At 34.7% G+C, this 18,548-nt stretch carries 19 protein-coding genes; 5 read left to right on the top strand and 14 right to left on the bottom strand.

Annotated elements, in window-relative coordinates:
* Positions 1 to 209: 209 nt before the first annotated feature.
* Together VI621_RS02665 and VI621_RS02660 are read left to right on the top strand one after the other, a co-directional pair.
* A complete protein-coding gene (locus VI621_RS02665; protein WP_324216846.1) occupies positions 210 to 1,070 on the top strand; it encodes a leucine-rich repeat domain-containing protein in 861 nt (286 codons plus the stop codon).
* Between the two features lie 168 nt (positions 1,071 to 1,238).
* Complete coding sequence (locus tag VI621_RS02660; protein ID WP_324216845.1) at positions 1,239 to 1,673, top strand: Rrf2 family transcriptional regulator; 435 nt, start codon at positions 1,239 to 1,241, stop codon at positions 1,671 to 1,673.
* Between the two features lie 52 nt (positions 1,674 to 1,725).
* Here VI621_RS02660 and VI621_RS02655 read toward each other — a convergent pair whose 3' ends face one another.
* The 12 genes from VI621_RS02655 to VI621_RS02600 form a co-directional block, all read right to left on the bottom strand.
* On the bottom strand, positions 1,726 to 3,540 hold the full coding sequence (locus VI621_RS02655) for a hypothetical protein (RefSeq protein WP_324216844.1): 1,815 nt from the start codon (positions 3,538 to 3,540) through the stop codon (positions 1,726 to 1,728).
* A gap of 171 nt (positions 3,541 to 3,711) precedes the next feature.
* Positions 3,712 to 5,709 carry a TonB-dependent receptor gene (locus VI621_RS02650; RefSeq protein ID WP_324216843.1) on the bottom strand — a complete coding sequence of 666 codons (1,998 nt, stop codon included), beginning with the start codon at positions 5,707 to 5,709 and terminating at the stop codon, positions 3,712 to 3,714.
* A 73-nt stretch (positions 5,710 to 5,782) separates the two neighbouring features.
* The gene (locus VI621_RS02645; protein WP_324216842.1) at positions 5,783 to 6,622 is read right to left on the bottom strand and encodes a hypothetical protein; all 840 of its coding nucleotides are present in this window, start codon (positions 6,620 to 6,622) and stop codon (positions 5,783 to 5,785) included.
* Between the two features lie 81 nt (positions 6,623 to 6,703).
* A complete protein-coding gene (locus VI621_RS02640; RefSeq protein WP_414655482.1) occupies positions 6,704 to 7,045 on the bottom strand; it encodes a hypothetical protein in 342 nt (113 codons plus the stop codon).
* Between the two features lie 103 nt (positions 7,046 to 7,148).
* Positions 7,149 to 7,391 (bottom strand): cytochrome C oxidase subunit IV family protein, encoded by a 243-nt coding sequence (locus VI621_RS02635; protein ID WP_324216840.1) that lies wholly within the window; start codon positions 7,389 to 7,391, stop codon positions 7,149 to 7,151.
* A gap of 2 nt (positions 7,392 to 7,393) precedes the next feature.
* Complete coding sequence (locus VI621_RS02630; RefSeq protein ID WP_324216839.1) at positions 7,394 to 7,975, bottom strand: cytochrome c oxidase subunit 3; 582 nt, start codon at positions 7,973 to 7,975, stop codon at positions 7,394 to 7,396.
* 18 nt (positions 7,976 to 7,993) lie between these two features.
* On the bottom strand, positions 7,994 to 8,713 hold the full coding sequence (locus VI621_RS02625) for a carbonic anhydrase (protein WP_324216838.1): 720 nt from the start codon (positions 8,711 to 8,713) through the stop codon (positions 7,994 to 7,996).
* A 123-nt stretch (positions 8,714 to 8,836) separates the two neighbouring features.
* Entirely contained in the window at positions 8,837 to 9,802 is a 966-nt protein-coding gene (locus tag VI621_RS02620; protein ID WP_324216837.1) for a DUF438 domain-containing protein, read from the bottom strand.
* An 8-nt stretch (positions 9,803 to 9,810) separates the two neighbouring features.
* Positions 9,811 to 11,586: a nitric oxide reductase activation protein NorD gene (locus tag VI621_RS02615; RefSeq protein WP_324216836.1), complete on the bottom strand. Its 1,776-nt coding sequence runs from the start codon at positions 11,584 to 11,586 to the stop codon at positions 9,811 to 9,813.
* 11 nt (positions 11,587 to 11,597) lie between these two features.
* On the bottom strand, positions 11,598 to 12,377 hold the full coding sequence (locus VI621_RS02610) for a CbbQ/NirQ/NorQ/GpvN family protein (RefSeq protein ID WP_324216835.1): 780 nt from the start codon (positions 12,375 to 12,377) through the stop codon (positions 11,598 to 11,600).
* Positions 12,378 to 12,482: 105 nt separating this feature from the next.
* Positions 12,483 to 13,904, bottom strand: coding sequence for a cbb3-type cytochrome c oxidase subunit I (locus VI621_RS02605; protein ID WP_324216834.1), 1,422 nt, complete (start codon positions 13,902 to 13,904; stop codon positions 12,483 to 12,485).
* 10 nt (positions 13,905 to 13,914) lie between these two features.
* Complete coding sequence (locus VI621_RS02600) at positions 13,915 to 14,349, bottom strand: cytochrome c (RefSeq protein WP_324216833.1); 435 nt, start codon at positions 14,347 to 14,349, stop codon at positions 13,915 to 13,917.
* Between the two features lie 306 nt (positions 14,350 to 14,655).
* On the opposite strand from VI621_RS02600, the gene ric reads away from it, so the two are divergent.
* From ric to VI621_RS02585, 3 genes are all read left to right on the top strand, one after another.
* A complete protein-coding gene (gene ric / locus VI621_RS02595) occupies positions 14,656 to 15,387 on the top strand; it encodes an iron-sulfur cluster repair di-iron protein (RefSeq protein ID WP_324216832.1) in 732 nt (243 codons plus the stop codon).
* 305 nt (positions 15,388 to 15,692) lie between these two features.
* Entirely contained in the window at positions 15,693 to 16,157 is a 465-nt protein-coding gene (locus VI621_RS02590) for a hemerythrin domain-containing protein (RefSeq protein ID WP_324216831.1), read from the top strand.
* A 12-nt stretch (positions 16,158 to 16,169) separates the two neighbouring features.
* Entirely contained in the window at positions 16,170 to 16,613 is a 444-nt protein-coding gene (locus tag VI621_RS02585; RefSeq protein WP_324216830.1) for a hypothetical protein, read from the top strand.
* A gap of 63 nt (positions 16,614 to 16,676) precedes the next feature.
* Here VI621_RS02585 and VI621_RS02580 read toward each other — a convergent pair whose 3' ends face one another.
* Together VI621_RS02580 and VI621_RS02575 are read right to left on the bottom strand one after the other, a co-directional pair.
* A complete protein-coding gene (locus VI621_RS02580) occupies positions 16,677 to 17,933 on the bottom strand; it encodes an alginate export family protein (RefSeq protein WP_324216829.1) in 1,257 nt (418 codons plus the stop codon).
* 6 nt (positions 17,934 to 17,939) lie between these two features.
* Positions 17,940 to 18,539, bottom strand: coding sequence for an SCO family protein (locus VI621_RS02575; RefSeq protein WP_324216828.1), 600 nt, complete (start codon positions 18,537 to 18,539; stop codon positions 17,940 to 17,942).
* Positions 18,540 to 18,548: the final 9 nt, after the last annotated feature.

The following is an 18,548-nucleotide window of genomic DNA, read 5'->3' as shown; positions in this document are numbered from 1 at the left end:
TATTCAAAAGTAATAAAAGTTTTATTAAAAAAAATTAAAATAACAAGTCGGTTTTTTGGATTTTTGAGAGATAAGTTATGAATCAAAACAACTATGTAAGAAATTTATTAAAATATTTTTTAAAAAATGTCTTTCGTCGATTTTATTTGCATAATGCCAAAATATTACTTAATTTCATAAGGTATTAATATAAAAACATTAATATCGATATGAAAAATATAACTACTTTAATTTTTTTACTGTTTTTCTCGATTTCGATACCAATCTTCTCAAATGTATCCGCTTTAGAGAAAAATGCACTTATAAAACTTTACAAATCTACTAATGGAAACCAATGGAAAATAAAATGGAATTTGAATACTCCAATTTCTTCTTGGTATGGCGTAAAGTTGCAAAATGACAAAGTGATTGCTTTAGATCTTTCAGACAATAATTTGGTTGGAAAATTACCTGAGGAAATAACGAATTTGGTAAACTTACAACGGTTGAATTTGTTTAAAAATGAAATTTCGGGTAGCATTCCTGCTTCAATCGGAAATTTAAAATCGTTGCAATCATTGAATTTAGCATTTAATAAATTATCGGGAATAATCCCTAATTCTATTGTCGATTTAATTAAATTGGAAACCATTGAATTACACATGAACAGACTTGCAGGAGAATTACCGATGGAAATCGGCCAAATGAGTCAATTGCAAAAGCTCTCTTTATTCAATAATAAAATTCAAGGGCAGATTCCAAATTCTATTTATAATTTAAAAAAATTAAAGGTTTTGTTATTGAATAGCAATAAAATTATTGGAGGGCTAAGTGAAAAAATAGTCAATATGAGTTCATTGGAAAATTTGAGTTTGTTCGAAAATAATATGACAGGTCAGGTTCCATCTGATTTAGAAAAACTGAATCATTTGAAAGAAATGAATATCTCGTACAATCGATTCACTGGTTTAGTTTCTAAACATTTGTCGCAATTGGATGCGTTAAATATGACTATGCTTAATGAGAATGGGTTGACATCCAGTTTAAAAATTAGTATGAATGAAAATAGTGCCGTAGTTTCAGGAGAATAAATGTGTTAGTTATATGAAAAAAAGAGCCTTATTTGAAATGGATAAGGCTTTTTTTGTTTGTATTAGCTTGTATATTATAAGAATCGGAACAAAAAAATGCATACATATATTCAGGATGAAATTGTCTTTTAGAAAAAAAACCTTAATTTTGAGAGAAACTTTACAATTATGTTTTCAAAAACGTGTGAATACGGAATTAGGGCTTCCATTTTTATAGCCTCGCAATCCTATCAAAATAATAGAATTGGCTTAAAAGATATCGCTAAAAAGATTGATTCACCGGAAGCTTTTACCGCAAAAATTTTACAAACATTAGTGAAAAATAATATTATTCATTCTGTGAAAGGTGTCGGCGGCGGATTTGAAATTCCGAAAAATACGATGAGCCAAATAAAATTGGCGCAAATTGTCACGGCAATAGATGGTGATTCGGTGTTTACAGGCTGCGGTTTAGGATTAAGTCATTGCTCCGAAGACCATCCTTGTCCGGTTCATGAAAAATTCAAAGCAATCAGGAATGATTTGGCATTCATGCTGGAAAATACAAATCTGGAAGAACTTGCATTGGGAATAAAGTCAGGCGATACTTTTTTGAGATATTAAGGCTGTATTAAAATAAAAAAAATCGGCTTGAAGTTTTTTCAAGCCGATTTTTTTATGCCAATTCCAATTCCGGAATTTTAATATCAAATAATTCCTCTTTATAAAAATGGAGTAGATATTGAATATTGTCTGCAATATTTTCAAAAGAATTGATTGATAAAAATAAGGTTTGATAATACCCAATTCCTTCTATCAAATTGTTTTTGAACAAATGCCATTTCTTTATTTGTGGCGAAGTAATTTCATCTGAAACGGTTTCAATTTCATTTTTTAAATAATCGATATACATTTTCAATTCTTTCACAAACATATTCGGACGGTTTGTAACGGTCATTACAGAAGCATTTCCATAAATATGCTGTACCATTTTAGAAAGTGAAACTTCCTGATCAAAATAAGCCATATTGGGTCCTGGGCAAATGACAACGCCTTGTGCCTGACCTTTAATTTTAATATCGTTTTCCAGATAAGAAGCATTGGCCAAACCTACGCAAAGACAGGATTTTTCAGTAATTTTGTTTTTGGCGTTTTTAAAAGTTTCAGCTGATAATAAGTCCTTTTTAGCTTCCAATTCCTCCAGTTTTAAGTCTTGATATTTTTTGGAGGCCGAACAAATTCCTTTTGGACCGTACTCTTTGCTTAAGGCCAAAAATTTCTTCGGACAGGAGCTGCCTGCATTGTCTTCCTGAATACGTTTTTGTTTGAGCATCTCGTTGGTTGTGCCTCTCAAAGTATTAAAAGGAATTCCCAATGGCGAAATATGACTCAGGTATAAATCTTTTTCTTTGGCTTTCGCCAATAATTCTCGCGTGGCTTCATCTACAGAAGTAGCTTCGGGAACCAATAAAAATGGCGTGCCCCAACCCACAGAATCCACATTGTAATGGTCCAATAAAAAATCATGCTCTTCTGCAGTTCCAACTCCGCCCTGAACGGTAATTTTTAATTCCAATGGGTTTTCAGGAACATGCATTTCCTTTTGTGTCAAAGCTTTTACCATTAAATCATGTGCAGATTGAATCAATTGATCCTTTTTCTGTTTGAATTCTTCTAAAATAGGTCCAAGTAAATACCCGTCAGTAGCAAAAGCATGTCCACCACAATTTAAACCTGATTCGATGCGGTATTCGGAAACCCAAAGTCCTTTTTTAGCCAAAAAATTACCCTGAATCATAGCCGAACGGAAATCGCTTACTTTAAGAATAATTTTCTTTTTTAAGATATTACTGCTGTCTGGGAAAAAGTCTGTAAAATTTTCGAAATAACTGTACAATCTCGGATTCATTCCTGCAGAAAGCACCACCGACGATGTAAGTGTACTATTAGCAAATCCGCGAAGCGAAGCATGGGCATCATTGAAAGCGACCGGCAATTGTTCGTCTTTGATGAAATTGTCTTTATCGACTTTGGTCATGATATTGACATCAATACTTCCGGAAGACAAATGGGTTTCAAGATAGTTTTTGATGTTTTCTTTGAATGCGACTCCGTCATCCATTAAATTTTGCAACCCTTGTTTTATCTCCGATTTGTTAGGTAGCATGGCAATATAATTCTCTAAAGCCAATTTACTTTCGGCTAATTCGGTTTTAAAATTTTCGAATTTTTCTTTTACAATTTTGTCAACCAAATTTAAATAAGAAGTGACACGTTCTGCACGATAATCATGTATTTTTTGAGTAATTTCCTGATAAGGAAGATTAAATTTCTCACTATAAAAGGCATTCATTTTCTCTATCAAATCATCATCTATAATTGATATTACTGAAGAGATACCGTAATTTGCCACTCGAATTGGACTGTCTATGGTATAGGCGAGTCCCATTACGGGAATATGAAAAGTATGTAGGGGCTTTGTTGTTGTCATGCGTTAAATTGTTTAATTCAAATAAGTTACAAATATCGAAAACCTAAATTGTTTAAAACCTGATAAATGTCATACCTTTTTGTCTTTTATTAAAATACTTTAACAACTTTAGGAGTTTGAATTATTGAAGCAAACTTTGACACGCAATTTTTTATAGAATTTGCAATGTTATTAATAATTGAATGCCACATTCAAAAAGAAATTCCTTCCTTTTCTGGGAATATTGTTCCAGTCTGAAAAAGTGGAATAGTACGTGTCTAGAATGTTTTCGATTCCTGCTTTTACATTCAATTTGTTTTTGTCGATAGTAAATAAATACCCAGAGCTGAAGTTCAGAATAGCATAATCGGGCGTTCTGTCTTCCCCATAAAACGGACTGTATTGGGTTTGCGTGGCATTACCGTGAACTCCAATTTCTGAAGTAAATTTCGCTTTTTTGTAATATAAAGAAGCCGAATACCGTAATGGGCTTATAAAAGGTAAATTCTCTTTTTTATGATCAGTTCCGTAACTGTAAACCAATTGTCCGGACCATTTGAAGCTTTTACTCAATTGGTATTCGATATTTAAATCCGTGTTAAAAATAGTGGCATAATCTAATGCGGTATAGATTTTTACTCCGTTGGCACCAATAGTCATCGGGATTAAATTCATATCGGGTTTTCCAACCATATAATCAGCAATATGAAAATAAGAAGCCGAAATTTTCGTGCTTATTTTTTTGTTTTTATACCCAAAAGAAGCGTTTGCTTCTGCTGATTTTTCGTTTTTCATTTCCGGATTTCCAATGTAATCGTATTGGTCAAAACTATTGAATAAATAAAAACCATATCCTTCTGAAACTGATGGAGCCCTTTCACCATAAGCTAACCCGAATCCGTATTGAAATCCATTTTGATCAAACAAATAGTTTGTTGCAATGCTTTTCAGGATTCTGTTTTTGTGGTCTTTCATGTTAGGATAAAAAATCTGTAAACTTTCTAAACCCAATGCATCAGCAACTTCGTTGTAGTGGTTGGCGATGCTTGCTGAAAATTTCAAACTGGAATGACGATTCAATGTTATATTGTCTTCTAAAAATAAACCGTTATAAAAAGTTCTCACATCCGGCCAGGTAAACATAAACATCAAATTTTCGTTGGGATCAGCAGGATACATTGTCATTTCTGCAATGGAACGGTTGTAAAACGAATTTAAATTCGCCAGAAAGTGATGGTTTTTAAAAACGCCTTTTGCTTTTGAATACATCCCATAAGTATCGCTCCAGCCCGGCATATCCATATGAACGGGAACAAATGGCCGCTTGGTATCATCCATTTTATGCGTGATGGTGTTGTAATAAATTTTGGTTTCCCAATTTTTAACAAGAGCCGATTTTGGGACATATTCAAATTTTAGCGAAGTAATTAAGGCTTCCGCCAAAGAAACATCCATCGGAAGTGCCGGATACCCAACATCGGTGGCTTTGTCATAAATAAGGGATGCTTCAATCAGTTTATTTTTATCAAAAGAAAAACCGGAAGTTGCCGAAATATTGAATTTTCTAAACTGAGAAAACAACACTTCCTGATTATTTCCGGCAGTATAATTTTCGGCATCGCGGTACATGAAATCCGTATCTACATAAAATAAACTGTCGACATAATTAATGGCTGTTCCAATGATTTTCTGCTTGCTATTAGTTTCATATCCGGTATTTAGAGCAGTGCTCCATCCTAAATTGGTAAACCCGCTTCTGTTTCTTTTTAAATCAATAGAACCGCCGATGGTTGCGCCGTGACAGCCGCCTTGCTGACCCGAAGCGACAGCCGCTTCCGATAAATTAGACACTTCAACATAGGAAGTTATCGGGTCCATTTTGTCGGTACAAGCCCCGAAAATCCGCATTCCGTCTATGGTTATCAAGGTTCTTTCGGTCGCCATACTATTGATAATCGGTTCCCAGGCATAACCGCCTCTTTTAATCATTTCCACTTTGCCGGACTGTTGTAAATACTCGTCAATGGTGGCTAATGGTTTGGTTTGTTTTTGATATAATTGCGCTTTTTTGCCAATAATTATCACTTCATGAAGCGTTTTTGGCACAATAGTATCCTGAGGTTGCTCTTGTGCAAAAGGTGTTGTAGCAGTTATGAAGGATATCAGCAGGAGAAAAAATATTTTTTTCATGATGAATAGTTTAAAAAAGGTCAAAAAGCAATTGCTTCTTCCTGACCTTTTTTAGTTAAGAAAAGAAATGGAATTAGAATTCCACTTCAAAATAAATGCTGCTTGCAGGAACCACATCGGTAACGGTTTCGCCTTTTAAAACATCGTCTGAAGCATTCAAAAGTTGTAAGTTGATTTTCCAGTAACCGGTCATGGTTAACGACATTTTTCCGTGGTATAATTTATCGGACACTGACTGTGTTAAATCGACATTATTAGGAGAACCGTGGTTTCCCATGCTTGGCATTCTTGGATCAATTTTGATTTTATAATTGTCAACAATTGGGAAAGTCATCATATCCTGCATCTTAAACAATGCCACAGTCAAATCGTTTAAAGCTACTTTTGGATGATGCGGTTCTACATAAGCCATGATATATTTAGTGCCATCAGAACCTGTAAAAGTAGTCACTCTTTTTTCAACAGAAGCAGGAACATCTATAACAGAAGTTGTGGTGTATGCTGTCCCGTTGATGGTATAATCAATTTTCAAATCCCAATATTCCGTTGCATTTTGCGCCATTTGAAAAATGATATACCCTTCATATAATGTCCCGTCAGCAGTAACTTTAGAAACGGTTGATTTTGGACAAGAATGATTCATCGATGTCATGTGCATCACAGGCATCCAGTTTATTGTTGCGTTTTTAATATATTCATTAGTGGAATTGTCTTTAATTCTTAAAGCAATTTCATTATATCCCTGTTCTAAAGTTCCCATGAGTTTATACAACTCTATGGTATGGGTTGCGTTTGTTATTTCTTTAAATTTTGAAAGGCCTTCTAATTCATTAACGGCTGGAGTCTCATTGTCTGAGGAACAAGAAGTAAATATAGATAGGAAAACGAGTAATACTATTCTTAATAATTTCATTTTTTTTAATTTTAAAATTGGATACTATAAACCCTTTCGATGTAGTTTTTATCGAAAAAAGAAATGCTAAAATTTGAAAAATTAAGAAAGAATGGTGGGCGGGTGAAATACAGAAGAACTTTCCAAATAAAAGTATAAGTTGGAATAATTACTATTTGTTTTTGTATTATTATCGAAGTAAACGGGTTCAGTTAGGAATGATTTTATTTCCTCAAAGAACAATGTTTCGAATTCGTGGGAGGCCACTTTTTTATCGGAAGAAATGGGTTTTTCATTTTCTGAAGCTTTCGCAAGTTCTTTGGTTAAATGGCACTTTCCGTTACATTGAAGTTTTGGTTTTTCTTTATTGACACAAAGCACTTTTGAGATATAATCATAATTAACAGCGTATTCTATAACCGGAAGTATCGGTTTTAGAAGCATGACTAATGTTATAATGATAATAATTCTTTTCACGATTCAAAGATATAAATTGGCTTTCTTTTTTTTGATGATAAATATCATAAATCAAAGATTTTTCGAAAAATCACCGAATAAAAACTATCAATACAACCATTAAGCATAAAACAAGGCTTACGCTAATTTTCCAAAACGAGTTGGCTTTTTTTAATTCCATAAATTGGAAAGCAACCAACAGGAATTTAATGGCCGATAATCCAATGATTATACTGACAACTGCATTTGAAATTGTTGTTGCATTTGAAATTAAAGCTGTTGATATGGTCAGTAAAATTAATAGACCGTAGGTGATAATGGAGGATTTTTGCATCTTTAAAATATTAAATATAAAACAGGGAATAAAAGCAACCAAATTAAATCACACATGTGCCAGAAAGTAGCGCAGGCTTCAACATCTTCTGTTACGGTATCTGAATTTTTCTTGGTCATGCCGTAGTTGGTCCAGATTAAAATCACCAATCCCATAATCACATGAATAAGGTGAAAAATAGTCAGCAACCAATAAAAGGTGAAAAACATATTGGTTTCCAATGAAATCCCGGCTTCAATTTTTTGATAGTATTCAATGCTTTTGACTATTAAAAACAACACGCCACCAAGCATGGTCAACTTGAAATAGAAAGACGATTTTTGAATGTTATTTTCTTTAAATTGATGCACTGCAGTGGCCATAAAAAATCCGCTTGTCAGCAAGAAAATAGTATTTACTGCTCCAAAAGTAGTGTTGAGTTGCAACCGTGACTGATGAAACAATTCGGGCTGGTCTTTTCCGTAATATACAAAAGCCAAAAGTGCCATCCCGAAGGTAAGAAGTTCCAGAAAAATAATAATCCACATCAGAATTCCTCCTGGCGGATAGTAGATGTTTTTATAATCGATTTTAAGTGTGTTCATTTTTTAGTATTAGTTATTTTAGTCCTCTTCATTCTTTAAAAAGGCTATTTTTCCTGTAGTTATATCGTAATATGCCCCAATAATTTTTATTTCTTTATTTTTTAATTGATGCTCTAATGTGGCACTTTTTCGTAGGATATTTTTAATGGTCATAACAACATTTTTTCTTGAAGTATCATCAATGGTATAATCAGGTAATGGGTAGGTTTTATGGGAATCTATGGCCGGTTTAATTTGCGTGGTGAGTTGGGTTAAATGTTCTAAACCAACATTATCAATCGCTCCTTGAACTGCTCCGCAATGATTGTGTCCTAAAACCACAATAAGTTTGGTGTGTTTTATTTTTGTCGCGAATTCCATGCTTCCCAGGATGTTATCGTCTTCAATATTTCCGGCAACTCTTGCTACAAATAGGTTTCCAATACCTTGGTCAAAAATAATTTCTGGCGGAACTCGAGAATCAATACAAGTTAAAACCAATGTGTGCGGATGCTGTTCTTTTTTTGTAAGCTCAATTTCATGTGCATAATTTAGGTGGACGGACTTATTTGCTAAAAAGCGGAGGTTGCCATTTTGTAATTCCGTAATGGCTTCATCAGGAGTTTTTATTTCATGATGGAGTTCTTCTGGTTTTTCATGTTTAAAAAATATAAAACTGAAAAGGGTCAGTATAAAAAGCGGAAATAATACAAATAAAAGTATTGTGCTTCGATTGTTACGTTTATATTTTGAACACATATTTCTAAAATTTATATTGTTAACCTAAAGTTTTAAAATAACCTCCCCCTCACAACTTATTAGTTGGAATCTGTTTGCAATGAAGAAGAGGTTGGAAAAAAAATGGATGTTTTTGCATTGAAATTAATCCCAATCCAATAATCGTTTTTCACCTTCTATTTTTTTAATATCTGTAATATCCTGCGACATTTCAATAACGCCTTTATAGTTTTTTTCGGCATCCCGAACCGCAAAATAGCGAATGTAAATCAGGCGTTCTTTAAAATTAATCCAAAACGAGGATTCATTTTTGGTTCCTTTTCTAAATTCATTCAGGATTTTAAGAACGGTTCCCACACTTTTTGGCGGATGGCAAAATTTTACTTCACGGCCAATAATTCCTGCACTTCTGGGAAACACGCGTTCTTCACCACGATTGTAGAAAATAACTTTGTCGTTTTCATCAACATAAGTCAAGTCCAAAGGCATGGTTTTAAACAATAAGTTCACTTGTTCCACGGTCATATATCCTTCGTCATAATGAGACGTGTTTTCGAGCGAAAAACTCATTTCTCTTTTGGTGAAATCTTCACTCGGATGGATGTACTCTTGGACTGGAAATGGAGTGGGAGGCTGCGGCAACATCCAGCCAATTTCTTCTTCTCCCTTACGCATAGTAATCCAGTCTTCTTCAGTAAGAATGTCTAAAGCATTTGGGAATAAAACCGTTTCTTCCACTTGCATTAATCGGTAAATTCCGTTAATTAGAAAAGGTGTATTGGTTTTGATTTTATCATATTCTTTCGCATCAATATTTTGACGGAGCATTCTAAATTGTTCTCTTAAATTATCATGAAACGACCACATGCCTTGTGAAGGACCAACCCAGCCTTTTTTTTCTAAAAATGGAAAAAGCTGATTTTCTTTTCGGGCAAATCGTTTCTCAATAGTATGAAGCTGGTTAAAAATATTGGTGTATTGCTGTAAATCAATTACAGGATTTGCAGCGGCTAATTCTTCTAAAAGAGTATGAATAATATCATTTTCCTGAAAATATACCCAAACCGGGTGGCCTTCGGGAAGTGTTGTGGTATTGGAAGTTTCGTTCATCGTAATGCTTATTTTTGATGTTTAATTTTTTCGTATAATTTTACTAATGATTTTAATAATTCAACTGGCGTTGTTAAAATGTGATAGTGATTTTGTCCGAACATTTGGGGTAAATAGTATTTTGCCTGAGCTTCAATGGCGAGCGCATAAGAATTAATGTTTTTTCCGTTGAGTTCCCGAAGTGCTTGTTTTACGTCGTTAATGCCATATTTGCCTTCGTATTTATCGTAATCATTGGGCTTGCCGTCAGAAATCAGAATGACCCATTTGTTTTTGGTGTTTCTTTTGTCGAGTCGTGCGCCGGCATGTCGCAAAGCAGCACCAATCCGGGTATAACCGTTGGGTTCAATGGCGCCGATTTTATGCTTGGCGATATTCCAGTTTTCATCAAAATCCTTAACCGTCAGGTAAGTGGAAAAGTTGCGTGTTTTGGAATAAAAACTGTCAATGGAAAAATCAATATTGAATTCGTTTAGGATTTCTCCAAAGAGAATCGAAACCTCTTTTTCCACATCAATCACTCGATTTCCTGCTGCGTAACCATCACTGGAAAGACTGATATCTAAAAGAATCAGAATGGATAAATCTTTTTCTTTTTTCCGGTTTGAAATGTATATTTTCTCCGAAGGGGTTCTTTTTGAATGCACATCGACGTATAAATCGGTGATGGCATCAATATCAAATTCATCGCCTTGTGTCTGGCGTTTTTGTTGCTGCATTTTGTTATTGACATTGGTCAGCATTTTGCGCAAGCCTAATAAAGTGGACGCATTTTTTGTAATGGTCTTTTTGTAATAATTGGGATCCGTTTTTTGTTGTGATTTTGGATATACTTTACAGAAATTTTCTTTGTAAACGCGTTTGCTGAAATCCCATTCGTTGTAAGTAAGATGAAAGCCTTTTGCATCGACTTCGGCACTTTCGGAAATAGTGGTATTTTCAATAAAATCAGCTTGATAGACGGAATGCGCCGTGTCATCAACACGAACGGTGTATTTCATATTCAATTCTTCCAATGCTTCCTGATGGTCTTCCAATTCATCGGAACCATCAAAATCCCGCCAGACGCCATTGAATTCTTCGGCCGTATCCACTTTTTCAAAATTATGCATCAACACATAATCTTCCTGTTGTTTTTTGTCGACTTCAACGGTTATCACTTCTTCAACTGCTTTTGATTGCAGCGTAGTGGAAGGCTGATTGTCATTTCCTTTTTTTGTTTTGTCTGAAAAATTTTGAAGGATCGTATCCGTATTTTGCACGATTTCATTTTGCATCCATTTGCCATAAATCCATGAAAAATCGGGTTCTTTTTTTGAGTTTAATTTTTGGCTGAAATGATGCTTTGCTTCGGTATATATTTTTTTTGCGATAGTAAATTCTTCAAATAGAACAGTCAGAATTTCTTTTGATGTTTCTGCTGCTTTTTGTTGCGAAAGGGCTAAGGATGGTTCTTTTTCTTCAAAAGTCCAATTGAGATCCAAGCGCTGTTGTACGCTGAGGTATAAAATTCTGAAAAGATAAAAAGTAAGATTATCTTCTTTGGTCTTTAATTCGGCAAAGGAAATCGGAAGGAAAAAATTATTGTTTTTATACCCGCCTTCGCGTTCTGCGGGAAAAATTTCGATAGGTTTTCCAGTCAAAGCTCGAGCTAAAATAGTTAATCGCGGTTTTATTTCATTTAGAGTAACCGTTCTGTTTACTATTCCGATATCGATTTTTCGATTTTTTTTGAAGTGTCTAAATAACTTCCCAACGATATATTCATCTATTTCGAAACCCATTTTTTTCTGATTTAAATCATCAAATTACATAAGTCTTTTAGTGCTTCCAGTGTTTGTAAATCGTCGGTTAACGGTTCTACCACTGCTACATGAACGGATAATCTTTTTGGTAATCCGCTGTGAATTATTTTTGCAGCATCAATTAAAAGTCGAGTAGAAACGGTTTCGGTTAAACCTAACTCGGTTAAGTTTCTAATTTTGTTTCCAATGGCCACTAATTTTTTCGCGGTATCCTGATCAATTTGAGTTTCATTTACCAATATTTCAATTTCAATTTTCGCTACCGGATATTCAAATGAAACGGCAATAAATCGTTGGCGTGTTGAAGGTTTTAGTTCTTTAAAACCTCTTTGATACCCTGGATTAAAAGAAGCAACCAGCATGAAATCCTCGTGTGCTTTTACGTTTTCACCTAATTTGTCTATGAAAAGTTCCCGTCTGTGATCGGTTAGGGAGTGAATGGCAACAATTACATCGGGACGTGCCTCGGCAACTTCATCTAAATAAATTATTGCACCTTCTTTTACAGCTGTGGTTAATGGGCCGTCAAGCCAAATTGTTTCTGCACCTTTGATGATAAATCGTCCAATTAAATCGGTGGATGAAGTTTCTTCATGACAGGAAATCGTAATAATTTTTTTATCCAATTGATGTGCCATATGCTCAATGAAACGGGATTTTCCTGTTCCTGTTGGGCCTTTTAGCAAAAAAGGGATCTTGTTTTTATAGGCGTGTTCAAAGACTTCTTTTTCTTTGGCCACTTCGTGATAATATGGAGCGTTTGTTGTCATAATTATATTTTAAAAAACGAAACCCATTCTAATGTTTACAGCGATGACAAGTTCTGTTTGCAGTAGAAATGAGTTTCATTAGTTATAATAAAGTTTTAAAGTGAACTATTTTATTTGTTCTGAAAAAGTGACTTTTTGTTTGGAGATACCATTAAGCCCTTTTTTTATTTTAGGAGAAGACAGGGTTTCGCTATGTATTTCTTCTAAAGTTTCATCGGTTGGTCTTCCATATTTGATGAAATCATAGATGAAAAGCCCAATTCCAGTGGTAAACATGGTGGCACAAATCAGAAGCACTACAAAGTGAATGCTGATTTCGTTTTGAACATCCATGAATTCCATTTTCATTTTTCGTTCCATATAAACCTGAGCAACACCGGCAACACCAAAAGCGACTGTCATTCCTAAAATCCCAATGTTAGATAACCAGAATGCGGCATGGCCATGCGTCCCGTCGTATCGTTTTCGTCCTGTTAAATTAGGCAACGCATAACTAATCATAGCTAAAACTATCATGGCATAAGCACCCCAGAATGCATAATGTGCATGCATTGCAGTTACTAAAGTTCCATGGGTATACAAGTTTGTTTGTGGTAAGGTATGAGCAAAACCAAGCAGTCCGGCACCAACAAATGAAACGATAGCTGAACCGATAGTCCAGAATAAAGCGATTTTGTTCGGATGACTTTTTTCGCCCTTTCTATACATATTCACAGCAAATAAAGCCATGGCTAAGAAAGCTAAAGGTTCCAAAGCGGAGAAAATCCCACCAACGATTAACCAAATTTTATTTACTCCAATGTAGTAGTAGTGATGCCCTGTTCCCAGAACTCCGGAAAGGAAGGTAAGACCAACAATTACGTACAACCATTTTTCGATAACTTCTCTGTCGACACCCGTTAATTTGATCAATAGGAACGAAAGAATACCTCCCATGATTAATTCCCAAACCCCTTCAACCCACAAGTGAACCACCCACCAACGGAAGAATGAATCCATTACCTGACTGTCAAACCAAATCATTCCGGGTATGTAGAGCAGGGCTGCGAACAATAAACCCATTGTAAGCACCATAGCCGTTGTAGTTTGGCGTTTTCCTTTGAAAAGCGTTCCTAAAATTAGGCCTAAGAAAAGCAATACATTTACAACTACTAAATAGTCTAATTCTCTTGGAATTTCAAGAAATTTTCTTCCTTCCCAATGGTTAAAGTGAAAGCCAACAATGGCAACAACACCAACAACGGCTAAGGATATCAGTTGAACATAAGTCCATTTGACGCTGATTAATTCGCGTTGCGCTTCTTCGGGAATAATATAATAGGCGGCACCCATGAAACCGGTTAATAACCAGACCACTAATAAATTGGTATGTACCGCTCGCGCCGTATTAAACGGAATAATTTCGTGTAATCCTTGAATTCCTATTCTGTCAAAGCCCATGATAAAGCCATAGATGATTTGCAGGGAGAACAAAAGCATGCACAAGGCAAAAAACCAATAGGCAACTTTCTGTGATTTATATTTCATAATATTTGTATTAATTATTTTCTTTTGCTAATGGCGAAACTACTCTGTCAAAACCATTCAAGTCGAGTTTTCCAATCCATTGGAAGTAGGCAACCATGGCATTGGCATCAGCTTCACTCATTTTGTAAGCTACCATTTTTCGTCCTCTTGGCGCCCATGGAATCGGCGACATTAAAACCGCTTTGATATAGCCTTCGCCACGACGTTCCATGACTTTTGTCAGTTCGGGAGCATAATAGCCTCCTTCGCCCATAATACTGTGGCAACCCATACAATTGTTGGATTCCCAAATTTCTTTTCCTCGGACCACCTGTTTGTTAATCTTGCTGTAGTTGGTTTGATCGTTTCTGGGCATAAACGAATAAATGGTCAGTCCTATAAAAATTAAAAAGGTGACCAGAGTTCCTCCCAAAAAAAATGCTCTTGCCTGTGATTTTGAAAGCATAATTATCAGTTTTTGTTAGTTAAAAAATTAAGTTAGTTTAAATATAAGGACAAAAATATCTTTTATTTATTTACTGCAAATTTCGACTTGAAAATAAAGTTAAAACATGATAAAAATCATTTTTTGCAATTTCTTTTGTTGACAATATAAATTTATAAAATAGGAAAAAAACAGAATCCCATAGTAGAGTACAGAACTTTTTTTATCAATATAATGATGTTGGTAATTTTAATTCGGATAAAATTGTCCGATATTAAAAAAAAGACTAAATTTGTAAAAGATATTTGAATTTTAAAAATGAAAATTATGGAAATTTTAGAAAAAACAACCATTGGAGAATATGTTGCCCAGGATTTTAGAACAGCAGCTATTTTTTCAAAATATGGAATTGACTTTTGTTGCAAAGGAAACCGAACTATTGAAGAAGTTTGCGATAAAAAAGAAATTGATGCCAATGATTTATTGGATCAGTTAAATACAGTTTTATCGACAAAAAATGATGATGGAATTGATTTCAAATCCTGGCCATTGGATTTGTTAGCCGATTATGTGGAGAAAAAACACCACCGTTACGTTGAAGAAAAAACACCGATTTTATTACAATTTTTGGACAAACTGTGTAAAGTGCACGGAGTAAACCATACGGAATTATTTGAAGTAAACGAATTATTCAAAGGCTGTGCGGGTGAATTGGCGCAACACATGAAAAAAGAAGAATTGATGTTGTTTCCTTTTATCAAAAAAATGGTAAAAGCAAGTAATGATCATCTGTTTATCCAGGAACCCTCTTTTGGAACCGTGAATAACCCGATAGCTATGATGATGGAGGAACATGAAGCCGAAGGAGATCGTTTTGTTAAAATAGCTTCACTGACCAATAATTATACACCGCCGGCAGATGCTTGTAATACGTATCGTGTGACTTTTGCGATGTTGGAAGAGTTTGAACAGGATTTGCACAAACACATTCACTTGGAAAATAACATTTTGTTTCCAAGAGCAGTAGCTTTAGAAAAGACATTTTCAAACCAAGAGTAAAATCTTGTAATTTGTTTAAACCGTAGGAGCGATTTTGCTCTTTTATATAAGAGTGGGAGATTCTTCGCAGAAACTTGAAATCTGTTTCTAAAGAAAGTATTTAACCAATATAATGCTTTTCACTTTACTAGATTATATCAAACATTTTGTGAATGGAAAGCAACATTAGAAAAATAGGATTAACTTTAGCAAAGAACTAGAGAAAACTGCTTTACAAAGAAAAAATAAAAATGCCTTTAGAGGTTAATTATGAAGAAGCGCTTTTTCATGATTAACCTCTTAATATAATATAAATTTTCATCAAAATGATTTCTAATAAACCTTTAAAAAGAGCTCCGGAATTACAGCCATTAAGCCACGATCATCATCATGGATTACAATTGTGTTGGAAAATAAGAACGGGAATGTCTAAACAAATTGAACCGGAAAGGATTAAAATATATGCCGATTGGTTTTTTAAAAAACATTTAAAACCGCATTTCGAATTGGAAGAAAAATACATTTTCCCCATTTTAGATGCCGATAACGAACTTATAAAACGTGCTTTAGCAGAGCACCGAAGATTGAAACGATTATTCAAGCAAACGTCTGATCTGGAAAAATCATTGACACTTATTGAGGAAGAATTAGAAGCGCATATTCGTTTTGAGGAACGGATTTTATTTGGTGAGATTCAGAAAATGGCAACAACAGAACAATTGACTGAAATTAATGAAATTCATTCGGAAGAAGCATTTGTAGAAAAAGAAGATGATGTATTTTGGAAATAAAATTTAAATAAAATGAAAAAAATAAATGTATTAGCATTAAGTTTTTTGGCCATTGGATTTCTATCGTGCCAAAACAAAGAAGTAAAAGAACCGAAAGAAGCGCACACAGAAAAAGTTAGTCCGGAAGCAACAAAAGAGGAACTTCCAAAAGTAAGTTTGAACAACGGACAACTCTGGGAAGCTAATCCGGAAACTACCGCAGGAATTAAAAGGTTGCAAAAAATAGTTTCGGATAATAAACCGGAAGAAAGTGCCGCAGTTTTGAAAGAAAAACTGAATGCTGAATTTGCTTCAATCTTTAAAAAATGTACGATGAAAGGCGAAGCACACGATCAATTGCACAATTATTTGTTTCCGTTAAAGATGAAACTCAATCGTATCGAAGAAACGAATAAGGAAGCAATGAAAGAGGAAATTGCCGCTTATCTAAAAGAATATGTATTATACTTCAAATAGAAAAAAGACTGTGTTGTTAAAATGGCACAGTCTTTTTTTTTGAATTAATTAACCTGACATTCTTTATTTAAGAGTAAATATTCTTGGACTGACAGAAACCATTAACCAAACCCAATTGTTGGTATGGTTGGCATCACCATTTTTAAGTATTTCCAATGTTTTTGAACCAAACATTTGTGAATATCCTGCTGAAGCCACGATATCTTTTTGAAGGGTGTAACTTGTAGTAAAATCGATTTCGGTCCCTAAATAACTATCCATTTTTTCGGCACCGTCCAGAACAGTTCCGGGAGCACAAAACATATGTGGAATCAGGTTGAATTGCCATTTGTTTTGAGTGTAATTTAATTTAAGATAGGCATCATGCAATCCAACACTATTTTGATGATTGCCTACATAGAAATAGTCCATAAAGCCATTAAATCCATGATTGGTTCCAAAAATAGGGGAGAATGATTTTATATCAGCACTGGAATCATCTTGATCTTTACCGGAAAGAAATTCATATCCCAATGTAGCTTTGAATTTACTTGTGATTGCATAACCAAGGTTTGCACCTGCATACCAGGTGTTCACACTGTTATCGTTACTTTTTCCGGATTGACCGTATAAACCTAAATTAGTATCCCATTTATTTTCTTTATAAGATAGGTAAGTACCAAAGGTCTGTTTGTAGTCTACCGTTAAGCTAGTATCTGGTTCTGCATATTCATAACCCGTATTCAAAAGCAATAAACTCATGTTCAATTTACTGAATTGGGTATGGTACCACACATATTGCATGGATTTGTAATTGATGGTATACGGAGTAGCCGGCTCGACTAAATTTTCTGCTGCAGCATTAAATGCCACACCCAAATCTAATTGGTGGTTCTTCGGATGAAATGAGAAAACGGCAGCATCATGACTTTGTCCTTGTTGCGCCCAATCAATTTCGCCAAAAATGCGTTGGTTGTCATAAGAAATTACCTGACGCCCCAAACGAGCGTTCCATTTAGCATTAAAATCATATTGCGCCCAGGCTTCAAATAAAGCGACTCCGTTTTTGTCGGCTTGTGCTGTTGTGGCTACATCTCCCCAAGTACGAACGTTTTGGAAATTTAGTTTTGCTGTTAATTTTTCTTGTTTAAAGTTAAAGTTAAGTCGGGAACGTTGCGATACAAACGAGGTAGAATTTTCGCCATAAGGCATTAAACTTTTAAACCCGTTTCGGTATTCATAACGCGGTCTGAGTTGTAGGTTTACGTCAAATTCCTGAGCGTAAGTGGTTAGGCTTATCATTCCTAATAATGATAAACCGATTGTTTTCAGTGATTTCATAAGGGGTTAGTTTAGCTTTTCAGCTTCTTCGGTAATTTTTTTAATTGTTTCATCAGAGTTCACACCTAAGCCTTCTTGCTGATAAGCTAATTCGCCTTTGGCATTAAATACGCTTATGATGTTAGAGTGTGAAAAATCAAGCGGGGATATTTTTTTATAGTTCACAGCCAGTACAGCAGCGAATTCACGTGTATTTTCTTCGGACGAGCGCAAGAACATCCATTGTTCCCCTTCCATTTTATTTTCGATTGAAAAAGATTTTAAGCGTTCAGGAGTGTCTACTTTTGGGTCGATACTTACTAAAACGAGTTTAACATTGTCCTTGATGTTCTCCGGCAAACGGCTTTCAATATTGCGCATATCGGCAACCAACCGTGGACAAGCCGATTTGCATGAAGTATAAATCATCACCATTACAATGACTTTACCATTTAAATCTTTCATTTCTATATCAGTTCCTTCCTGATTGGTCCATTTTGAGGGAAGATTGTAGATTGATAAGTCGGAAATCGTTTTGGGGTCTAATGCTATTTTCTCTTCTTTATTGGAATTACAACCTTGTAATATCAAAAGAATGAGTACTAATCCTAAAATTAACTTGTTCATTTTTTTATT

Source organism: Flavobacterium sp. (assembly GCF_035292545.1).
In the GTDB taxonomy this organism is placed as follows: Bacteria; Bacteroidota; Bacteroidia; order Flavobacteriales; family Flavobacteriaceae; genus Flavobacterium.
This window is presented reverse-complemented; position numbering and strand designations above follow the sequence as displayed.